Here is a 14,325-nt window from a genome sequence, read left to right as displayed (position 1 = left end):
GACGCGTACCGGGGCACTTGTGTTCCGGGAGGGGGCGGCTACCGGGTCGAGTAGGGCAACAATGTCATCTCCCGGGCGTTCTTGATCGCGAGGGCCACCCCCCTTGCTGCTGGGCGCTCGGGCCTGCGGGGCACGGTCATGTCTCCAGAAAGGTGTCGAAGACGGGCGGGAGGCGTTTCCAGGCAGCGGGGCCGGCGGCGTACTCGATGTCGGTCAACAGGCAGGACTCCAGGAGCCGTTCGAGTCCGTCGCGGTCGAGACCCGGGGACGTGAAGACGAGGTGCTGACAGCAGTCGCCGTGCTCCGGATGCCAGTCGAGCGCGGCGGCGGCGCGCCGCACCGGCGGCACCAACTCCCAGGCGGCGTCCGGCAATGAGGCCAGCCAAGGCCCCGCACTCTCCACACACAGGGCACCGCCGGCCGCGTCCCAGTGCAACAACGAGTCGGGCTTGTCGGCGAGCCAGAACCGCCCCCGGCTACGGGCCGCGGCACAGGTCAGGTCCTCCAGCGCCGCGTACAACCGCTCCGGGTGAAAGGGCCGGCACCGATGCCAGACGAGCGTGCCGACCCCGTGCGCATCGGCCTCGACGGGGAGGAGCGCACAGGCGGGGTGCTGGGCGGCGGCAGCGGCTTCCACGTCGAAGCCGGCGAGGGCGGCTTCGACGAGGGGGGTCCCGAAGGGGCGGGCGCCGGATCCGGGCGAGGGCGATCGCGGCATCGAGCCCCGCTCGATATCCGCTGGCCTCAACGCCCTTTTTCCTACGGCTACTTGGCGCGCCGTCGGATGCAACTGACCCAACAGCTCCCGGTCCTCGTCATCGGCCTCCTCGGAGTCGAGGACCGCGAGGACGGGGGCGTACTCCAGTTGGCGGGCGAAGGTGTCCGCGATGGTTCGCCGGTCGGTGGGGGCTGCCGCGAGGCCGGCCGCGGTGAGGTCGTCGCCGTTGGCGAGGTAGGGCAGGAGGAGGGCCGGGTCGACGGCGGTGATGACGGCGGTGACCGTGAGGCCGCCGGAGGTGATCACCTCGGCCATCGCCTTGGGCTCGACGGAGTCCCACAACTCGACGACGGCCAACCGGACTTGGCCGGCCGCGGCCAGTCGGCGCAGCTCCGGGACCAGGTCCTCACGCAGGGCGCAGCAGGCGCAGTCGTCGACGAGCGGGGTCTCACCGGCGGAGACGATGCCCGTGGCGTCCCGGATCGTGCGGACGACCGTGCCCGCGGTCGCCGTAGCCAGGTCGTGGTGGAGAACAACACTGCCGGGGACCTCGTGGAGGAGGTGGGCGACGGTCGCTCTGCGGGCGTCGGCGTGCAGGCCGCCGACGATCGCGACGGAGAGGTCGTGCACCGTCAGTCCCGCTTTCCGTAGCGGCGCTCGAAGCGCTCCACGCGGCCGGCCGTGTCCAGGACGCGGGCCGTGCCGGTGTAGAAGGGGTGGCTGACGTCGGAGATCTCGACGTCCACGACGGGGTAGGTGTTTCCGTCCTCCCACTCGATCGTCCTCGCGCTCGTCATCGTCGAGCGGGTCAGGAAGGCGTGCTTCGCGGCCCGGTCCCGGAAGACGACGGGGCCGTAGGGCGGGTGGATGTTCTCGCGCATCGCGGTCAGCGCTCCTCTCGGAAGTCGACGTGCCGGCCTGCTACCGGGTCGTACTTGCGCAGGGTCAGGCGGTCGGGGTCGTTGCGGCGGTTCTTGCGGGTCACGTAGGTGTGGCCGGTGCCGGCGGTGGACCGGAGCTTGATGACCGGGCGGAGTTCGTTGCGAGCCATGCCTGATACCTTACTGAAAATGAATTCCATTAGCAGCACCGGCTGCGACCCCGATCGAGGAGAGGTACGTCACCCATGTCCGCCCACTGCATGCTGACCGGCGCACAGCCCGGCTTCGGCAACCGCATCTCCCACTCCCACCGGCGCACCTCGCGCCGCTTCGACCCGAACATCCAGTCCAAGCGCTACTGGCTGCCCGGCGAGGGCCGTTACGTACGGCTGCGGCTGAGCACCAAGGGGATCAGGACCGTCGACGCGATCGGCGTCGAGGCGGCCGTGGCCCGGATCCGTGCCCGTGGGGTGCGGATCTGATGGCCAAGAAGAGCAAGATCGCGAAGAACGAACGGCGGCGGGAGATCGTCGCGCGGTACGCGGAGCGGCGGGCCGAGTTGAAGGAGATCATCCGGCGGCCCGGCTCGACCGAGGACGAACGGGTCGCCGCCCAGCGGGAGTTGAGCAGTCAGCCGAGGGACGCCAGCGCCACCCGCGTGCGCAACCGCGACCAGGTCGACGGGCGGCCCCGCGGTTACTTCCGCGCCTTCGGGCTGTCCCGGGTGAACCTGCGCGGGCAGGCTCACAGCGGATACCTACCCGGCGTCCGCAAATCCTCCTGGTGACCCCTGGTAGCTTGCTGCGGTCGTTCCGGCCAAGGCCGGCCGGGCGGCCGTCCGGCTACAGCATGGGGAGCTACCAGTGACTACGGCGTTTTCGACGGTGTCGACGGTACGGATCGCGGCCGCTGCCGCCGGTCTGGCGGGCGCGCTCGTGCTGTCCGCGTGCAGCGGTGACGACTCCAAGGACGACTCCTCGTCCACGCCGAGCGCGTCCGCCACCTCGACCGCCACGGCGGACACCGGAGGCGCCACCGGCAGCAGCCCGTCGGCCGCGTCCGACGGGCTGCAGGGGAGCTGGCTCGCCACGACCGACGGCAAGGCGGTGGCGCTGGTGATCACCGGCAAGCAGGCCGCGCTCTTCAGCACCGGCGGAAGCGTGTGCAGCGGGACCGCCGGCGAGGAGGCGGGCATGCAGATGATCCACCTCACGTGTACGGACGGCAGCAAGACCCGGGCGACCGGAATGGTCGGCTCCGTCAGCAAGTCGAGTCTCGCGGTCACCTGGTCGGGCAGTCTCGGCGAGGAGACCTACACCCGCTCCGAGGGCGGGCAACTGCCGTCCGGCCTGCCGACGGCGAGCCTCGGGTCGTAGCCCGCTCCGCGTCCCGTGGGCCTCGTGTCGGCGGAGCCCCGCCCGGTGCGGGATGATCCCCTCATGCGCACCATTTCCCTCGCCGTCACCGCCGTCGCCTCGGCCCTGCTCCTGACCGCGTGCAACGGCAGCGGCGGCGGCTCCGCCGACAGCAAGAACGGCTCGGCCTGCTCCTTCGACGGAGTCGCCGTCCAGGTCGGCCCCGCCAGCACCGCCCCGGCCGCGGGCGACACGGGCGAGGTCCCCGTCTCGCTCACCAACCAGAGCAAGCCGTGCACCCTGGACGGCTTCCCCGGCGCCTCGCTGGAGGCGGGCGGCACCAAGGTCGCCCTCGCCACCCAGAAGGGCGCCAAGGCGCAGAAGCTGACCCTCGCCAAGGGCGACGCGGCCTCCTTCACCATCACCTACGTACGCGGCAAGGCCGGCGAGAAGCTGAGCCTGGCCGCGACGAAGGTGGTCATCACCCTGCCGGGCAGCAGCGACACCGCGAGCTACAAGTGGTCCTACGGCCCCGTCCAGGGCAAGACCTCGGTGAGCGACTCGGAGGCCTCGGTCGGCGCCTTCACCCAGGCCGGCGACTGACGTCCGTCAGTCGAGCGGCGGCCGGGCCCTGACCTGGGCGCGGTCCGCCGCCTCGGCGCCCTCCGTCCAGCCCGCCTCGTCGCTGACCCCGCGCAGCCGGGTCGTGGTCGTCTCAGGGAACATCTCGTCGACGCGGTCGGTGACGGCGACCTCGCGGGTGGCGAGGACCGGGAGCAGGTCGTCGGTCACCTGGGTTCCGGCGGCCTCGGCCAGCCGGGTCCCGATGCGGTGGGCGTAGGCCGCGAGGAACGACTGCCGGAAGGTCTTGGTCCGCCTACGGCCGCCCGCGCGCTGGGCCGCCTCCGCCCGGGTCATCGCGGTCGTGGCCTGCACCAGCAGCGAGGTGTAGAGCAGTTCGACCACCTCCAGATCGCCCTCGAAGCCGACGACCGTGGAGAACCCGAAGGCGTCGTTCCACACGGCCCGGCAGTGGTTCGCCCCGGCGACCGCGTCCAGCAGCACCGCCTTCGCCTGCTCGTACGGCGCCTCGACCCCGATCCGGCAGGCACCGGGCGCGTCCTTCGCCGGCGCCTGCGCGTCGAGCAGCGCCTCGTCGATACTGTGCCGCGCCATCAGCTCCTGCGCCTTGGCGCTCAGCGCCTCCGCCTCCTCCGGGAACCCGGTCGCCTCCGCCTTCGCGAGCAGCGCGCGGATCCGGGTCAGCATGCGGGACACGGGCCGACGGCTCTCGTGCCGTTTCGGTTCGTCCAGGGGTTCGACGGCCGGCAGTCGCAGCAGCAGGCGGTACAGCTCCAGCACGGTGGTGGCCTGCGTGAAGCGGTCGGTGCGGGCCGGCGGCTCGGCGGCGGCCAGCTCCTCCACCTGCGCGGTCCAGCGCGGCCCGCGCGCCCGGTCGTCGGGCGCCTGTTCGCGGATCAGCGCCGACACGAGTCGTACGTGTACGTCGTCCAGGTCCCGCCGGACCAGCCGTACGACATCGGCGGGCTGCCACCCGCGCCGCCAGGCCGCCGCGACGAACTCCCGCCCCCGCCGGGCGAGTTCGGGGTCGGCCGCGGGGTCGGCTGCGAGGATCGAGGCGCCCGTGTCGAGGGCGTCGTGGGTGTCGGTGTAGAGGGCGGCCTCGAAGGCGCGCTCGACGGTGCCGGTCGTGCTGCTCACCCGTCGATCGTGTCATGGGGTGACGGGGAGGTAGGGCTGGGCATACCACCGGGACGCCCGCTGGTGGTCGTGTGCGCGCGGGGCGGGCGCGGTGCGATGGGGGCATGACACAGACAGTCGTACGGACAGTCGTACGGATTCGGGGACTTCGGCGTCGCTACGGCGATGTGCGCGCCCTCGACGGGGTGGATCTGGACTTCGGCGCCGGCACGTTCACGGCGGTGATGGGGCCGTCGGGGTCCGGGAAGTCGACGCTGCTCCAGTGCGCGGCGGGGCTGGAACGGCCGGACGCCGGGACGGTGACCGTCGCCGGGGTGGAGCTGTCGGGGCTGGGCGAACGGCGGCGGACGCTGCTGCGGCGCGAGCGGATCGGGTTCGTCTTCCAGTCCTTCAACCTCCTCCCCTCGCTCACCGCCGCGCAGAACGTGGTCCTACCCCTACGGCTGGCAGGGCGCCGCCCCTCGCGCGGGGCCGTGCGTGAGGCACTGGAGCGGGTGGGGCTGGCGGAGCGGGCCGGGCACCGGCCGTCGCAGTTGTCGGGCGGGCAGCAGCAGCGGGTGGCGCTCGCGCGGGCGCTGATCACGCGTCCGGCGGTGCTGTTCGGGGACGAGCCGACCGGAGCGCTGGACACCAACACCAGCCGCCAAGTGCTCACCCTGCTAAGGGAGTTGGTGGACATCGAGGGCCAGACGACGGTCATGGTCACCCACGATCCGGTGGCCGCCTCGTACGCCGACCGGGTCGTCTTCCTGGTCGACGGCCGGGTGGGCGGGGAGTTGCTCGCACCGTCCGCGGCCGAGGTGGCGGCGCGCCTGACGACCCTGGAGGGCGTGCCGTGCTGATCCTGGCTTCGTTGCGTACGCGATGGGTGTCGCTGGTCGGTGCGTTCGTCGCCGTGGCGCTGGGGGTCGCGGTGCCGGCGGCGGCGCTCGCGGGTCTCGCCTCGGCGGTGGGCGCGCCGGAGCGGGCGCCGCAGCGGTTCGCGTCCTCGCCTGTCGTGGTGCTGGGCCGGGACACGCTCACCGTGGAGGTGCGGCGCGGCCCGTCCACCGCGAAGGTGTCGAAGAAGCTCGCTCATCCACACCCTGTGGACAACCAACTCCTGACGGAACTACGGGCGTTGGGACCAGTACGGCTGGCCGCCGACGGACGGCGGGACGCAGTCGGGGTGGACGCGCCGGTCGCGGCGGTACGGGCGGTGGTGGGCGAGCGGGCGAGCGTCCTGACGGGGAGTGCGCGCCGGCTCGCCGATCCGTCCGCGGCACGTGACGCCGAGCAACTGACCTCCGTCGTCGCGCTGCTCGGCACGGCCGCCGGGGTCACCGGCTTCGTGTCCGTGTTCGTCATGGCCTCGACCTTCGCCTTCGTGATCGCCTTGCGGAGAAGGGAGTTGGGGCTGCTGCGGATGGCCGGGGCGACTCCGGGTCAGGTACGGCGACTGCTGCTCGGGGAGGCCGGGGCGGTGGGGCTGGTGGCGTCGACGGCCGGGTGTGCGCTGGGGGTCCGGGCCGCGCCGTGGCTGGTGCGGGCGCTGGTGGAGGGCGGGGTGGCGCCGTCGTGGTTCGCGCTGCGGGCGGATGTGCGATGGCCGTACGAAGTCGCCTTCTGTGTCGGGGTGTTGGTGGCACCGGCCGGAGCGTGGGCGGCCGCGCGGCGGGCCGGGCGGGTCGGTCCGGCGGAGGCCTTGCGGGAGGCGGCCGTGGACACGGGGGTGTTGCCGTGGTCGCGGAAGCTGATCGGCGGTCTGTTGCTGACGGCCGGACTGGCCCTGCTCGCCCGGTCGTTGTGGACGGACCCGGCGGACCTGCTGAAACGGAAGACGTACACGACCCAGCCGATGATCCTCATCACCGCGGTGGCCGCCCTGTCCCCCGCCCTGGTGGGCCCCGTCGTACGACTGCTGGTGCGGCTGCCGGGCGCGAGCGGGCTGCTGATCCGCGAGAACACGGCGGCCTCGGTACGGCGAACCGCCGCTGTGGCGGCGCCTGTTCTGGTGACGGTCGCGCTGGCCGGTTCGCTGCTGGGGTCGGCGTGGACGGTCACGGGGGCGAAGGCGGCGGAGGCTCGAGAGCGGACGCGGGCCCAATTCGTCGTCACGGGCGAGAGGTTGAAGATCCCGGTGGCATCGGCGGTCCCGGGCGCGACCGTCTCCGCGTCCGCCTCGACCGCGGTCTTCGTACGGGAGGACGGCACGGCCCTCGTCCGCTCCGACGCTCGTGCCGTACGGGATGTGCGGGCGTTCGCCGAGGTCACGCGGTTGCCGGTGATCGCCGGTGACGTAAGGGAGTTGGACGACCGCTCGATCGTCGTGAACGAGGAGTGGCAGCGGCACACGGTCGGCACCTGGGTGCGGGTATGGCTCGGGGACGGGCGGGCGGCCCGGCTGCGGATCGTGGCGGTACTGGCGCGCGGAACCGGCGACAACGGGGCGTATGTGACGGCGGCGAACGCGCCGGGGGCGACGGTGGACCGGCTGGAGGTACGGCTCACGGGCGGGGCGGTCGAACGGGCGCGGATGCTCACCGAGTTGAGGGCTTCCGGGGGGACGGTCCGGAGTGCGGAGGCGTGGCTGGCGGAAACGTATCCGGAGATGGGCATGTGGGGTGGCGGAAGCGGGGCGCAGACCCGGCTCGGGCTGTTCGTGGTGCTGGGCATCTCCCTTGTGTACGCGGGCATTTCGCTGGCCTCGACGCTGCTGATGGCGATGTCCGCGCGGGGCGGTGAATTGCGGTCACTGGGGCTCGCGGGGGCAACTCGCTTGCAGCTGCTCGGAGTTGTCGCAGGAGAGGCACTGGTGTCCGTGGGGGTGGGGGCCGGGCTCGGGGCGGGGGTGAGCGCGGTCAACCTTGCCGGATTGGCCGGGGCGTTGGAGGTGTTGGGGGCGCCTGTGGGGGTGGGGGTGCCTTGGGGGGTGGTGGGGGTGTGCGTGGGGGCTTGTGCGGGGATCGGGGTGGTTGCGGCGGGGGTTGGCGGGGCGGTGGCGATGTCAACCCGGGGTTGACACCTCCGGACTGTCAACCTAAGGTTGACACATGACGACCAACCCGAACGTCACCTCATCCGTACGTCTCGACGACCTCATCGCGGCCATCAAGAAGGTCCACCCCGCACCGCTCGACCAGCTTGAGGACGCGGTCATCGCCGCCGATCATCTGGGCGATGTGGCCGACCATCTGATCGGCCACTTCGTGGACCAGGCCCGGCGCTCGGGGGCCTCCTGGACGGACATCGGCAGGAGTATGGGGGTCACCCGGCAGGCGGCGCAGAAGCGGTTCGTGGCCAAGGAGTCGGCCGACCTCGACCCGAGTCAGGGGTTCAGCCGGTACACCGTCCGCGCTCGGAACGTGGTGATGGCCTCCCACAACGAGGCCGTCGCCGCCCGCAACCCCGAGGGCCGCCCCGAGCACCTGATCCTCGGCCTCCTGGCCGAACCGGACGCCCTCGCGGGCAAGGCGATCACCGCACAGGGGGTCCTCCTGGACGCCGTACGCCAGGCGGCCACCGCGGCGCTGCCGCCGGCCGCCGAGGAGGTCCCGGACCTCATCCCCTACGGCCCCGACGCCAAGAAGGTCCTCGAACTCACCTTCCGCGAGGCCCTGCGCCTGGGCCACAACTACATCGGCACCGAACACATCCTGCTCGCCCTGCTGGAGCACGAGAACGGCGAGGGCGTGCTGAACGGCCTGGGCATCGACAAGCCGACGAGCGAACGGCACATCGCCGAGATGCTGAACAAGCTCCCGGGCTGACGTGCCGCCTCAGAAACGGCTGGTGTCGAGGTCGAACCCGAGCGGCTCCGGCAGCGCCACGGTCTTGGAGATCTCGATCTCGGCGGCACGGGTGTAGCGGTCCTCGGAGGGCTCGCTGTAGACGATGACCGTTCCGGCCTCGCGGTCGATCAGCAGGTAGCAGGGGATGCCCGCGCGGGCGTAGCCGCGGAGTTTGGGCCCGCGGTCGTTGGCGGCGGTGGAGTCGGAGGTGACCTCGCCGACGAGGACGACGGGCGCGGGGTCGTGATAGCGCTGGTCGTCGGCGAAGCTGCCCTTCGGGGCGATCACCAGGTCCGGGATGACCCTGCCGGTGTCGGACGTGCCCGGAACGTACAGGCCGAGGCCGGTGTACGTACGCAGCTCGCGGTCCTGACGGTTCAGCGTCACCTGCTCCGCCGTCTCGGACACGATCTCTTCATGCTCCCCATTGGCCGGAGGCACCACGTGGATCTTCCCTTCGATCAACTCCACGCGCCAGCCCTCCGGGGCGGCAGCGTCGAACGCGTCGAAGGCGGCCTCGACCGACGTGTCCATACGCCTCTCCTCCGTCGGACCCGGATGAGGGCTCAGTCGGCGTTCTGGGGCGGTCAGTGCCACGGCGGACCTCCTTCGTACGGAGCGACCCTGCCAGCGTAGGCGAGAGGGCCCTCCGCGATCTCGCGATGCGTCACTCGTACGAGTGTGCGCGTGACGTTTCTTCGCTCGGGGACGCCTGGCCCGCGAGCCGGTTCGTGCAGGTCGGGGCCGTTGTCAGACCCGCGTGCCAGACTCGCGAACATGACCGATCGCTGGGCGCTCGCTCCGGCCGAGGGCGGTGGCGTTGAGGTCGCCGCCCTCGGTCCGGACGGGCTGCCCGTGGGGGCGGTGCGGCGGGAGCCGGATCTCGTCGAGGCCGTGCGGGGGCGGTCGGAGGTCTCGCGGTGGGTGTGGCGGTCCACCGCCGAGGTGTATCCGGCGCTGCTCGCCGCGGGGGTGCGGGTGGAGCGGTGCTATGACGTGGAGGACGCCGAGACGCTGCTGCTCGGGCACGAGGGGCGGCACGGCGAACCGCGGTCGGCCGCCGCCGCGCTGGCCCGGCTGCGCGGTGGGCCCGTGCCGCCGGATCCGCCGCAGCGGGCCGCCGAGCCCGGCTCGCAGTCCTCGCTCTTCGAGCCGCAGAGCGTCCACCTCCCGCTGGCCGACCTCCTCGCGGTCTACGCCGAGCAGCAGCGGCGCCATGACACCACCACACATCCGGACCGGATGCGGCTGCTCACCGCCTCCGAGTCGGCGGGCATGCTGGTCGCCGCCGAGATGAACCGCGCGGGGCTGCCCTGGAGCGCCGAGGTGCACCGGGAACTGCTGCACGAGCTGCTGGGCGAGCGGTACGCGGGAGGCGGTGAGCCCCGCCGGCTCGCCGAGCTGGCGGACGAGGTGTCCACCGCCTTCGGGAGACGGGTGCGGCCGGATCTCCCCGCGGACGTCGTCAAGGCCTTCGGTGCGGCTGGGATCAAGGTCAGGTCGACCCGGCGCTGGGAGATCCAGACCCTCGACCACCCGGCCGTGAAGCCACTCCTCGAATACAAGAAGCTCTACCGGATCTGGGTCGCTCATGGGTGGTCCTGGTTGCAGGACTGGGTGCGGGAGGGGCGGTTCCGGCCGGAGTTCCTCGCCGGCGGGACCGTCACCGGGCGCTGGGTCACCAACGGCGGGGGCGGGCTCCAGATCCCCAAGGTCATCCGGCGGGCGGTGGTCGCCGACCCGGGCTGGCGGCTCGTCGTCGCCGACGCCGACCAGATGGAGCCGCGGGTGCTCGCCGCGATCTCCCGCGACCCCGGACTGATGGAGGTGGCCGGCCGGGCCACCGACCTCTACCAGTCGGTGTCCGACCGCGCCTTCTCCGGCGACCGCGCCCAGGCCAAGCTCGCGGTGCTCGGCGCGGTCTACGGCCAGACCTCCGGCGACGGCCTCAAGAACCTCGCCGCGCTCAGACGCCGGTTCCCCAAGGCGGTGGCCTACGTCGACGACGCGGCGCGGGCGGGCGAGGAAGGGCGGCTCGTGCGGACCTGGCTGGGGCGGACCTGCCCGCCGGTGGCCGGCGGCGAGGACGCGGCGGAGGAGGCGGGCATCCCCCAGGACGACCCCGCCGACGCCTCCGCCTCCCCCGGCGACCAGGGCTGGGTGCCGGGCTACGCCTCCACCAACTCCCGTGCCCGGGGCCGCTTCGCGCGCAACTTCGTGGTCCAGGGCAGCGCCGCCGACTGGGCGCTGCTGATGCTCGCCGCGCTCCGGCGGTCCTGTGCGGAGCTGGCGGCCGAGCTGGTCTTCTTCCAGCACGACGAGGTGATCGTGCACTGCCCCGAGGAGGAGGCCGAGGCCGTGGCCGCCGCGATACAGGAGGCGGCCGACCTCGCCGGGCGGCTGACGTTCGGGGAGACGCCGGTGCGGTTTCCGTTCACGGTCGCGGTGGTCGAGTGCTATGCCGACGCCAAGTAGGGCCTACGGCCGGGGTGGTCGACGCGCGTCACCCTGCGACAACAACTCGCCGAGTTCCTGGAGCACCGCCTTCTCGTCCGTGCCGTCGAGTGCGTCCAGGGCGGCCTGCCATGCGTCGTACGCCTCCTCTGCCCGGCCCCGCTCCCGCAGCAGCAGGCCGTGCTGGTGGCGGGCGAGGCCGCCCATGTAGCGGTCGGCGCGGGCGTCCGCGCGGCTGAGCAGTTCGGCGCATTCGGTGCCGGCGCGTTCCGTACGGCCGAGGAGGCGGAGGGCGCGGACCAGTCCGAGGCGGGTCTGCGACTCGCCGTGCCAGTCGCCGTGGCCGCCGAGGATGCGCAGGCTCTCCTCGAAGTGCGGTACGGCGGCGGCCGGTTCGCCGAGGGTGAGGTGGGCGTAGCCGATGTTGCAGTGCGCGGAGTGCTGCACGATGACGGCGCCGATCTCGTCGCCGATGGCCAGCGAGCGCCGGTGCTGCTCGATGGCGGCCCGCGGGTCGGTGTGCTCGTACAGGTTGCCGAGGTGGCTGTGGGTCACGGCCTCGCCGTACGGGTCGTCCAACTGCCGTGAGTACGCCAGGCTCTGCCGCAGCGCGACACCCGACTCGGCGTAGCGGCCGAGGCCTTCGAGCAGCAGGCCCCGGTTGTTGAGGCAGCGCCGGATCCAGGAGAGGGCATCGAGCCGCCACCAGATCGCCAGGGCCTGGTCGTTGAGCCCGAGGGCCTCGCTCTGCCGACCGGTCAGGAAGTGCAGCCCGGCGAGGTCCCCCAGCGCGTACGCCTCCGCCGCCGCGTCCCCGAGCAGCCGCGCCGCGTCCAGCGCGACCCGCCCCAGCACCTCCATCTCGGCGACTCGGCCGCTGCGCAGGACATAGGGGAAGAGGAGCCGGACGAGGGTCGAGACATGGGCGACCCTGCGAAGGTCGGCGACACCCTCGCCGCCGCCCCCGTAGCGGGTCACGAGCGCCACCACGTTCTCCAACTCCGAGTCCCCCCAGGCAAAGGCCTCTTCGGAACCGGCGAAGGGAGCGGTAGCCGCCACCTCCGCCGCATGCCCGGCAGGCTGCGCGGCGGTCGGCCGACGCCGGTCGTCCTGGTCGAGTCCCGGTTCGACGATCGCGGTGAGGGTGCGCTCGGCGAGGGCGGCGTACCAGGCGAGGGCGGTGTCGACGGGGTCGCCGGGCGGGTCGGCCACGCTGGTGTCGTTGCGCGGCGCGGCTGCGGAGGCGTCGCTGTGCGGCCCAGCCACCGCGATGCCGCTGTGCGGCTCGACCACGCCGGTGCCGGCGGACGACCCATCGCGCTGCCCGGCCGCCCCCGTGGCGGTGGATGACCCGGCCACCGCCCCGTCACCACCCGCCCCCGCCGCCAGTTCCCGGGCGAAGTCGCGGACCAGGTCGTGCGGTGCGTAGCGGCCGTACGCCGTCTCCTCCAGGAGGGCCACGTCGACGAGGCGGTTGAGGGCGGACTCGGAGCGGTGTTCGTCGGTGGCTGTGAGGCGGGCGAGGAGGGGGGCACCGTAGGTCGGGAGGTCGAGGGTGCCGATGTGGTGGAGGGCGTGGGCCGCGTCGCGGTCGGTCTGGCGGTCGGAGGCGGCGAGGGCGTCGTGGGCCACCGCGAGGGAACGGCGGACGCTGAGGTCGTCGTACTCCAGGTGGTGCAACCGGCCTTCTGTGGCCGTCAGTTGGTCGGCGAGGACGTCGGGGGTCAGGGCCCGGCGGGCGGCCAGGCGGGCGGCGACCACGCGCAGGGCGAGGGGGAGTCGGCCGGTGAGTTCGACGAGCGGGTGGTCGGCGTCGAGGCCGTCCCTGCCCGACACCGCGCGCAGCAGTGCCGCGCTGTCCTCGCCGGACAGCGGCGCGAGCGGGAAGCGGCGGGCGCCGTCGAGGGCGGTCAGCGGTGAGCGGCTGGTGACGATCACCGCGCAGCCGGTGCCGGCCGGCAGCAACGGCCGTACCTGGGCGGCGTTCTCGACGTCGTCCAGCACCATCAGCGTGCGGGTCGGAGCGAGGAGGGAGCGGAGCAACGCCGCTGCCGCGTCCGGGTGTTCGGGGATGTGCCGGGGTTCAGCGCCGAGGTCGCGGAGCAGGGCGTGGAGCGCCTGGCCGGGGGTGAGGGGGGCCATGCCCGGGGTGGCGCCGCGCAGGTTCACGTACAACTGGCCGTCGGGGAAGCGTTCCCGCAGTTCGTGGGCCGTGTGCAGGGCCAGGGCGCTCTTGCCCACGCCTGCCATGCCGCTGATCACGGAGAGGGGGACCGTGGTGGTGCGCAGGGCGGCGAGGGTGTCGGCTCTGCCGGTGAAGTGGGCCGGCGGGGGCGGGAGTTGGGCAGGGGCGGGCACCTTGACCGGCTCGTCCCCACCAGCCTCCGCGACATCGGCGCCCCCCTTCCCGCGCAGCACCTCCGCATGCGCCGCCCGCACCCCCTCCCCCGGCTCCACGCCGAGTTCCTCGATCAGGCGGTTGCGCAGGTCGCGGTGGACGGTGAGGGCCTCGGCCTGGCGGCCGGTGCGGTGGAGGGCGAGCATCAGTTGGCGGTGGTAGCCCTCACGGAAGGGGTGCTCGGCGGTCAGGGCGGTCAACTCCGGCACGAGGCCGCCGAGTCGGATGCCGCCGAGGGCCAGCTCGGCGTCGTAGCGCCATTCGAGGACGAGGAGGCGGGCCTCGGTGAGGCGTTGTGCGAAGGCGTGGCCGCCGAGGTCGGCCGGGAGGCCGCTGAGCGGGGTGCCGCGCCACAGGGCGAGGGCCGACGCGCACGCCCGGACGGTCCCGGGCCAGTCCCGGTCGGCGTGCGCCGCGCGGGCGGCGGCGACCCGGTCCTCGAAGACATGGACGTCCAACTCGCCCTCGTCGACGCGGAGAAGGTAGCCCGGCGGTACGGCACGCAGCCGGTCGGGGTCGTCGAGGAGACGGCGCAGCCGGGTCACGTGGTTGTGCAGGGAGGCGTGCGCGGAGGCCGGTGGTGAACCGCCCCACAGGGCGTCCTTGAGGGCGTCGACGGAGACGACCCGGCCGCCCTCCAGCAGCAGCGCGGCGAGCAGGACCCGCACCTTGGCGCCGCCGATGGGTTGCGCGGCGCCGCCGTCAGAGCCGTAGAGGACAGTCGTGCCCAGCAGTCCGAACCGCAGCTCGCACCGCATCACACCGACCCGTCGCCCTTCCGCGCGGCCCTCGCGGCCGTGCTCCGCGGCGGAGCTCTTCCGCCGTCACTGGCGGATATCCGCCCTGTTCGCAGCGGTTTTCCGCCACACCGTCCCGGGCCTTCGAGGGCCGGGATCCGCTACCGTACCCGCCATCCGCCGCCACCGCGCGGCGACTTCAGGCCATCCGCCCCAGGGGCACCGGGCGCACCGTTGGCCACATGTTAGCGATTCGTTGGCGCGACCTGATGTGATCACTTCATCGGAGC

Annotated in this window: 14 protein-coding genes; 8 read left to right on the top strand and 6 right to left on the bottom strand. The window is 73.0% G+C overall.

The window, feature by feature from the left end:
• Positions 1–136: 136 nt before the first annotated feature.
• From AB0M63_RS42785 to rpmG, 3 genes are read right to left on the bottom strand one after another with little or no spacing between them, the layout of a single operon-like run.
• Complete coding sequence (locus tag AB0M63_RS42785; RefSeq protein WP_366023214.1) at positions 137–1,348, bottom strand: GTP-binding protein; 1,212 nt, start codon at positions 1,346–1,348, stop codon at positions 137–139.
• A 2-nt stretch (positions 1,349–1,350) separates the two neighbouring features.
• Positions 1,351–1,599, bottom strand: a complete 249-nt coding sequence (locus tag AB0M63_RS42780) for a type B 50S ribosomal protein L31 (protein ID WP_366023213.1) — start codon at positions 1,597–1,599, stop codon at positions 1,351–1,353.
• 5 nt (positions 1,600–1,604) lie between these two features.
• Entirely contained in the window at positions 1,605–1,769 is a 165-nt protein-coding gene (gene rpmG, locus AB0M63_RS42775; RefSeq protein ID WP_355907813.1) for a 50S ribosomal protein L33, read from the bottom strand.
• Positions 1,770–1,844: 75 nt separating this feature from the next.
• Between rpmG and rpmB the strand changes: the two genes are divergently transcribed.
• The 4 genes from rpmB (at position 1,845) to AB0M63_RS42755 (ending at position 3,557) form a co-directional block, all read left to right on the top strand.
• Positions 1,845–2,081 (top strand): 50S ribosomal protein L28, encoded by a 237-nt coding sequence (gene rpmB, locus AB0M63_RS42770; protein WP_262063132.1) that lies wholly within the window; start codon positions 1,845–1,847, stop codon positions 2,079–2,081.
• Positions 2,081–2,386, top strand: a complete 306-nt coding sequence (gene rpsN / locus AB0M63_RS42765; RefSeq protein WP_366023212.1) for a 30S ribosomal protein S14 — start codon at positions 2,081–2,083, stop codon at positions 2,384–2,386. The genes rpmB and rpsN overlap by 1 nt, the downstream gene beginning before the upstream one ends.
• A gap of 76 nt (positions 2,387–2,462) precedes the next feature.
• Positions 2,463–2,975, top strand: a complete 513-nt coding sequence (locus tag AB0M63_RS42760; RefSeq protein ID WP_366023211.1) for a hypothetical protein — start codon at positions 2,463–2,465, stop codon at positions 2,973–2,975.
• Positions 2,976–3,038: 63 nt separating this feature from the next.
• The gene (locus AB0M63_RS42755) at positions 3,039–3,557 is read left to right on the top strand and encodes a DUF4232 domain-containing protein (protein ID WP_355907806.1); all 519 of its coding nucleotides are present in this window, start codon (positions 3,039–3,041) and stop codon (positions 3,555–3,557) included.
• A 6-nt stretch (positions 3,558–3,563) separates the two neighbouring features.
• Here AB0M63_RS42755 and AB0M63_RS42750 read toward each other — a convergent pair whose 3' ends face one another.
• Entirely contained in the window at positions 3,564–4,676 is a 1,113-nt protein-coding gene (locus AB0M63_RS42750; RefSeq protein ID WP_366023210.1) for a DUF2786 domain-containing protein, read from the bottom strand.
• A 104-nt stretch (positions 4,677–4,780) separates the two neighbouring features.
• Here AB0M63_RS42750 and AB0M63_RS42745 point away from each other — a divergent pair, with 104 nt between their 5' ends.
• Genes AB0M63_RS42745 through AB0M63_RS42735 form a run of 3 tightly spaced genes read left to right on the top strand, consistent with a single transcriptional unit; the run spans position 4,781 to position 8,425 of the window.
• Complete coding sequence (locus tag AB0M63_RS42745; RefSeq protein ID WP_366023209.1) at positions 4,781–5,518, top strand: ABC transporter ATP-binding protein; 738 nt, start codon at positions 4,781–4,783, stop codon at positions 5,516–5,518.
• On the top strand, positions 5,512–7,677 hold the full coding sequence (locus AB0M63_RS42740; RefSeq protein ID WP_366023208.1) for an FtsX-like permease family protein: 2,166 nt from the start codon (positions 5,512–5,514) through the stop codon (positions 7,675–7,677). The genes AB0M63_RS42745 and AB0M63_RS42740 overlap by 7 nt, the downstream gene beginning before the upstream one ends.
• A gap of 31 nt (positions 7,678–7,708) precedes the next feature.
• Positions 7,709–8,425 (top strand): Clp protease N-terminal domain-containing protein, encoded by a 717-nt coding sequence (locus AB0M63_RS42735; RefSeq protein WP_355907794.1) that lies wholly within the window; start codon positions 7,709–7,711, stop codon positions 8,423–8,425.
• Positions 8,426–8,434: 9 nt separating this feature from the next.
• Here AB0M63_RS42735 and AB0M63_RS42730 read toward each other — a convergent pair whose 3' ends face one another.
• On the bottom strand, positions 8,435–8,980 hold the full coding sequence (locus AB0M63_RS42730) for a Uma2 family endonuclease (RefSeq protein ID WP_355907792.1): 546 nt from the start codon (positions 8,978–8,980) through the stop codon (positions 8,435–8,437).
• A gap of 243 nt (positions 8,981–9,223) precedes the next feature.
• On the opposite strand from AB0M63_RS42730, the gene AB0M63_RS42725 reads away from it, so the two are divergent.
• Positions 9,224–10,921: a bifunctional 3'-5' exonuclease/DNA polymerase gene (locus tag AB0M63_RS42725; RefSeq protein ID WP_366023207.1), complete on the top strand. Its 1,698-nt coding sequence runs from the start codon at positions 9,224–9,226 to the stop codon at positions 10,919–10,921.
• A gap of 3 nt (positions 10,922–10,924) precedes the next feature.
• Here the strand turns inward: AB0M63_RS42725 and AB0M63_RS42720 are convergent, their stop codons facing one another.
• Positions 10,925–14,056 carry a BTAD domain-containing putative transcriptional regulator gene (locus tag AB0M63_RS42720; protein WP_366023206.1) on the bottom strand — a complete coding sequence of 1,044 codons (3,132 nt, stop codon included), beginning with the start codon at positions 14,054–14,056 and terminating at the stop codon, positions 10,925–10,927.
• Between the last annotated feature and the right edge of the window lie 269 nt (positions 14,057–14,325).

Source organism: Streptomyces sp. NPDC051576 (genome assembly GCF_040681835.1).
Classification (GTDB): domain Bacteria; phylum Actinomycetota; class Actinomycetes; order Streptomycetales; family Streptomycetaceae; genus Streptomyces.
Note: the sequence above shows the minus strand (reverse complement) of the source record. Positions and strands in the feature narration are given on the sequence as shown.

Coding starts and splice junctions, on each gene's coding strand:
- AB0M63_RS42780 (WP_366023213.1), bottom strand. CDS start 1,599: ATGCGCGAGAACATCCACCCGCCCTACGGCCCCGTCGTCTTCCGGGAC.
- rpmG (WP_355907813.1), bottom strand. CDS start 1,769: ATGGCTCGCAACGAACTCCGCCCGGTCATCAAGCTCCGGTCCACCGCC.
- rpmB (WP_262063132.1), top strand. CDS start 1,845: ATGTCCGCCCACTGCATGCTGACCGGCGCACAGCCCGGCTTCGGCAAC.
- rpsN (WP_366023212.1), top strand. CDS start 2,081: ATGGCCAAGAAGAGCAAGATCGCGAAGAACGAACGGCGGCGGGAGATC.
- AB0M63_RS42755 (WP_355907806.1), top strand. CDS start 3,039: ATGCGCACCATTTCCCTCGCCGTCACCGCCGTCGCCTCGGCCCTGCTC.
- AB0M63_RS42745 (WP_366023209.1), top strand. CDS start 4,781: ATGACACAGACAGTCGTACGGACAGTCGTACGGATTCGGGGACTTCGG.
- AB0M63_RS42735 (WP_355907794.1), top strand. CDS start 7,709: ATGACGACCAACCCGAACGTCACCTCATCCGTACGTCTCGACGACCTC.
- AB0M63_RS42730 (WP_355907792.1), bottom strand. CDS start 8,980: ATGGACACGTCGGTCGAGGCCGCCTTCGACGCGTTCGACGCTGCCGCC.
- AB0M63_RS42725 (WP_366023207.1), top strand. CDS start 9,224: ATGACCGATCGCTGGGCGCTCGCTCCGGCCGAGGGCGGTGGCGTTGAG.
- AB0M63_RS42720 (WP_366023206.1), bottom strand. CDS start 14,056: ATGCGGTGCGAGCTGCGGTTCGGACTGCTGGGCACGACTGTCCTCTAC.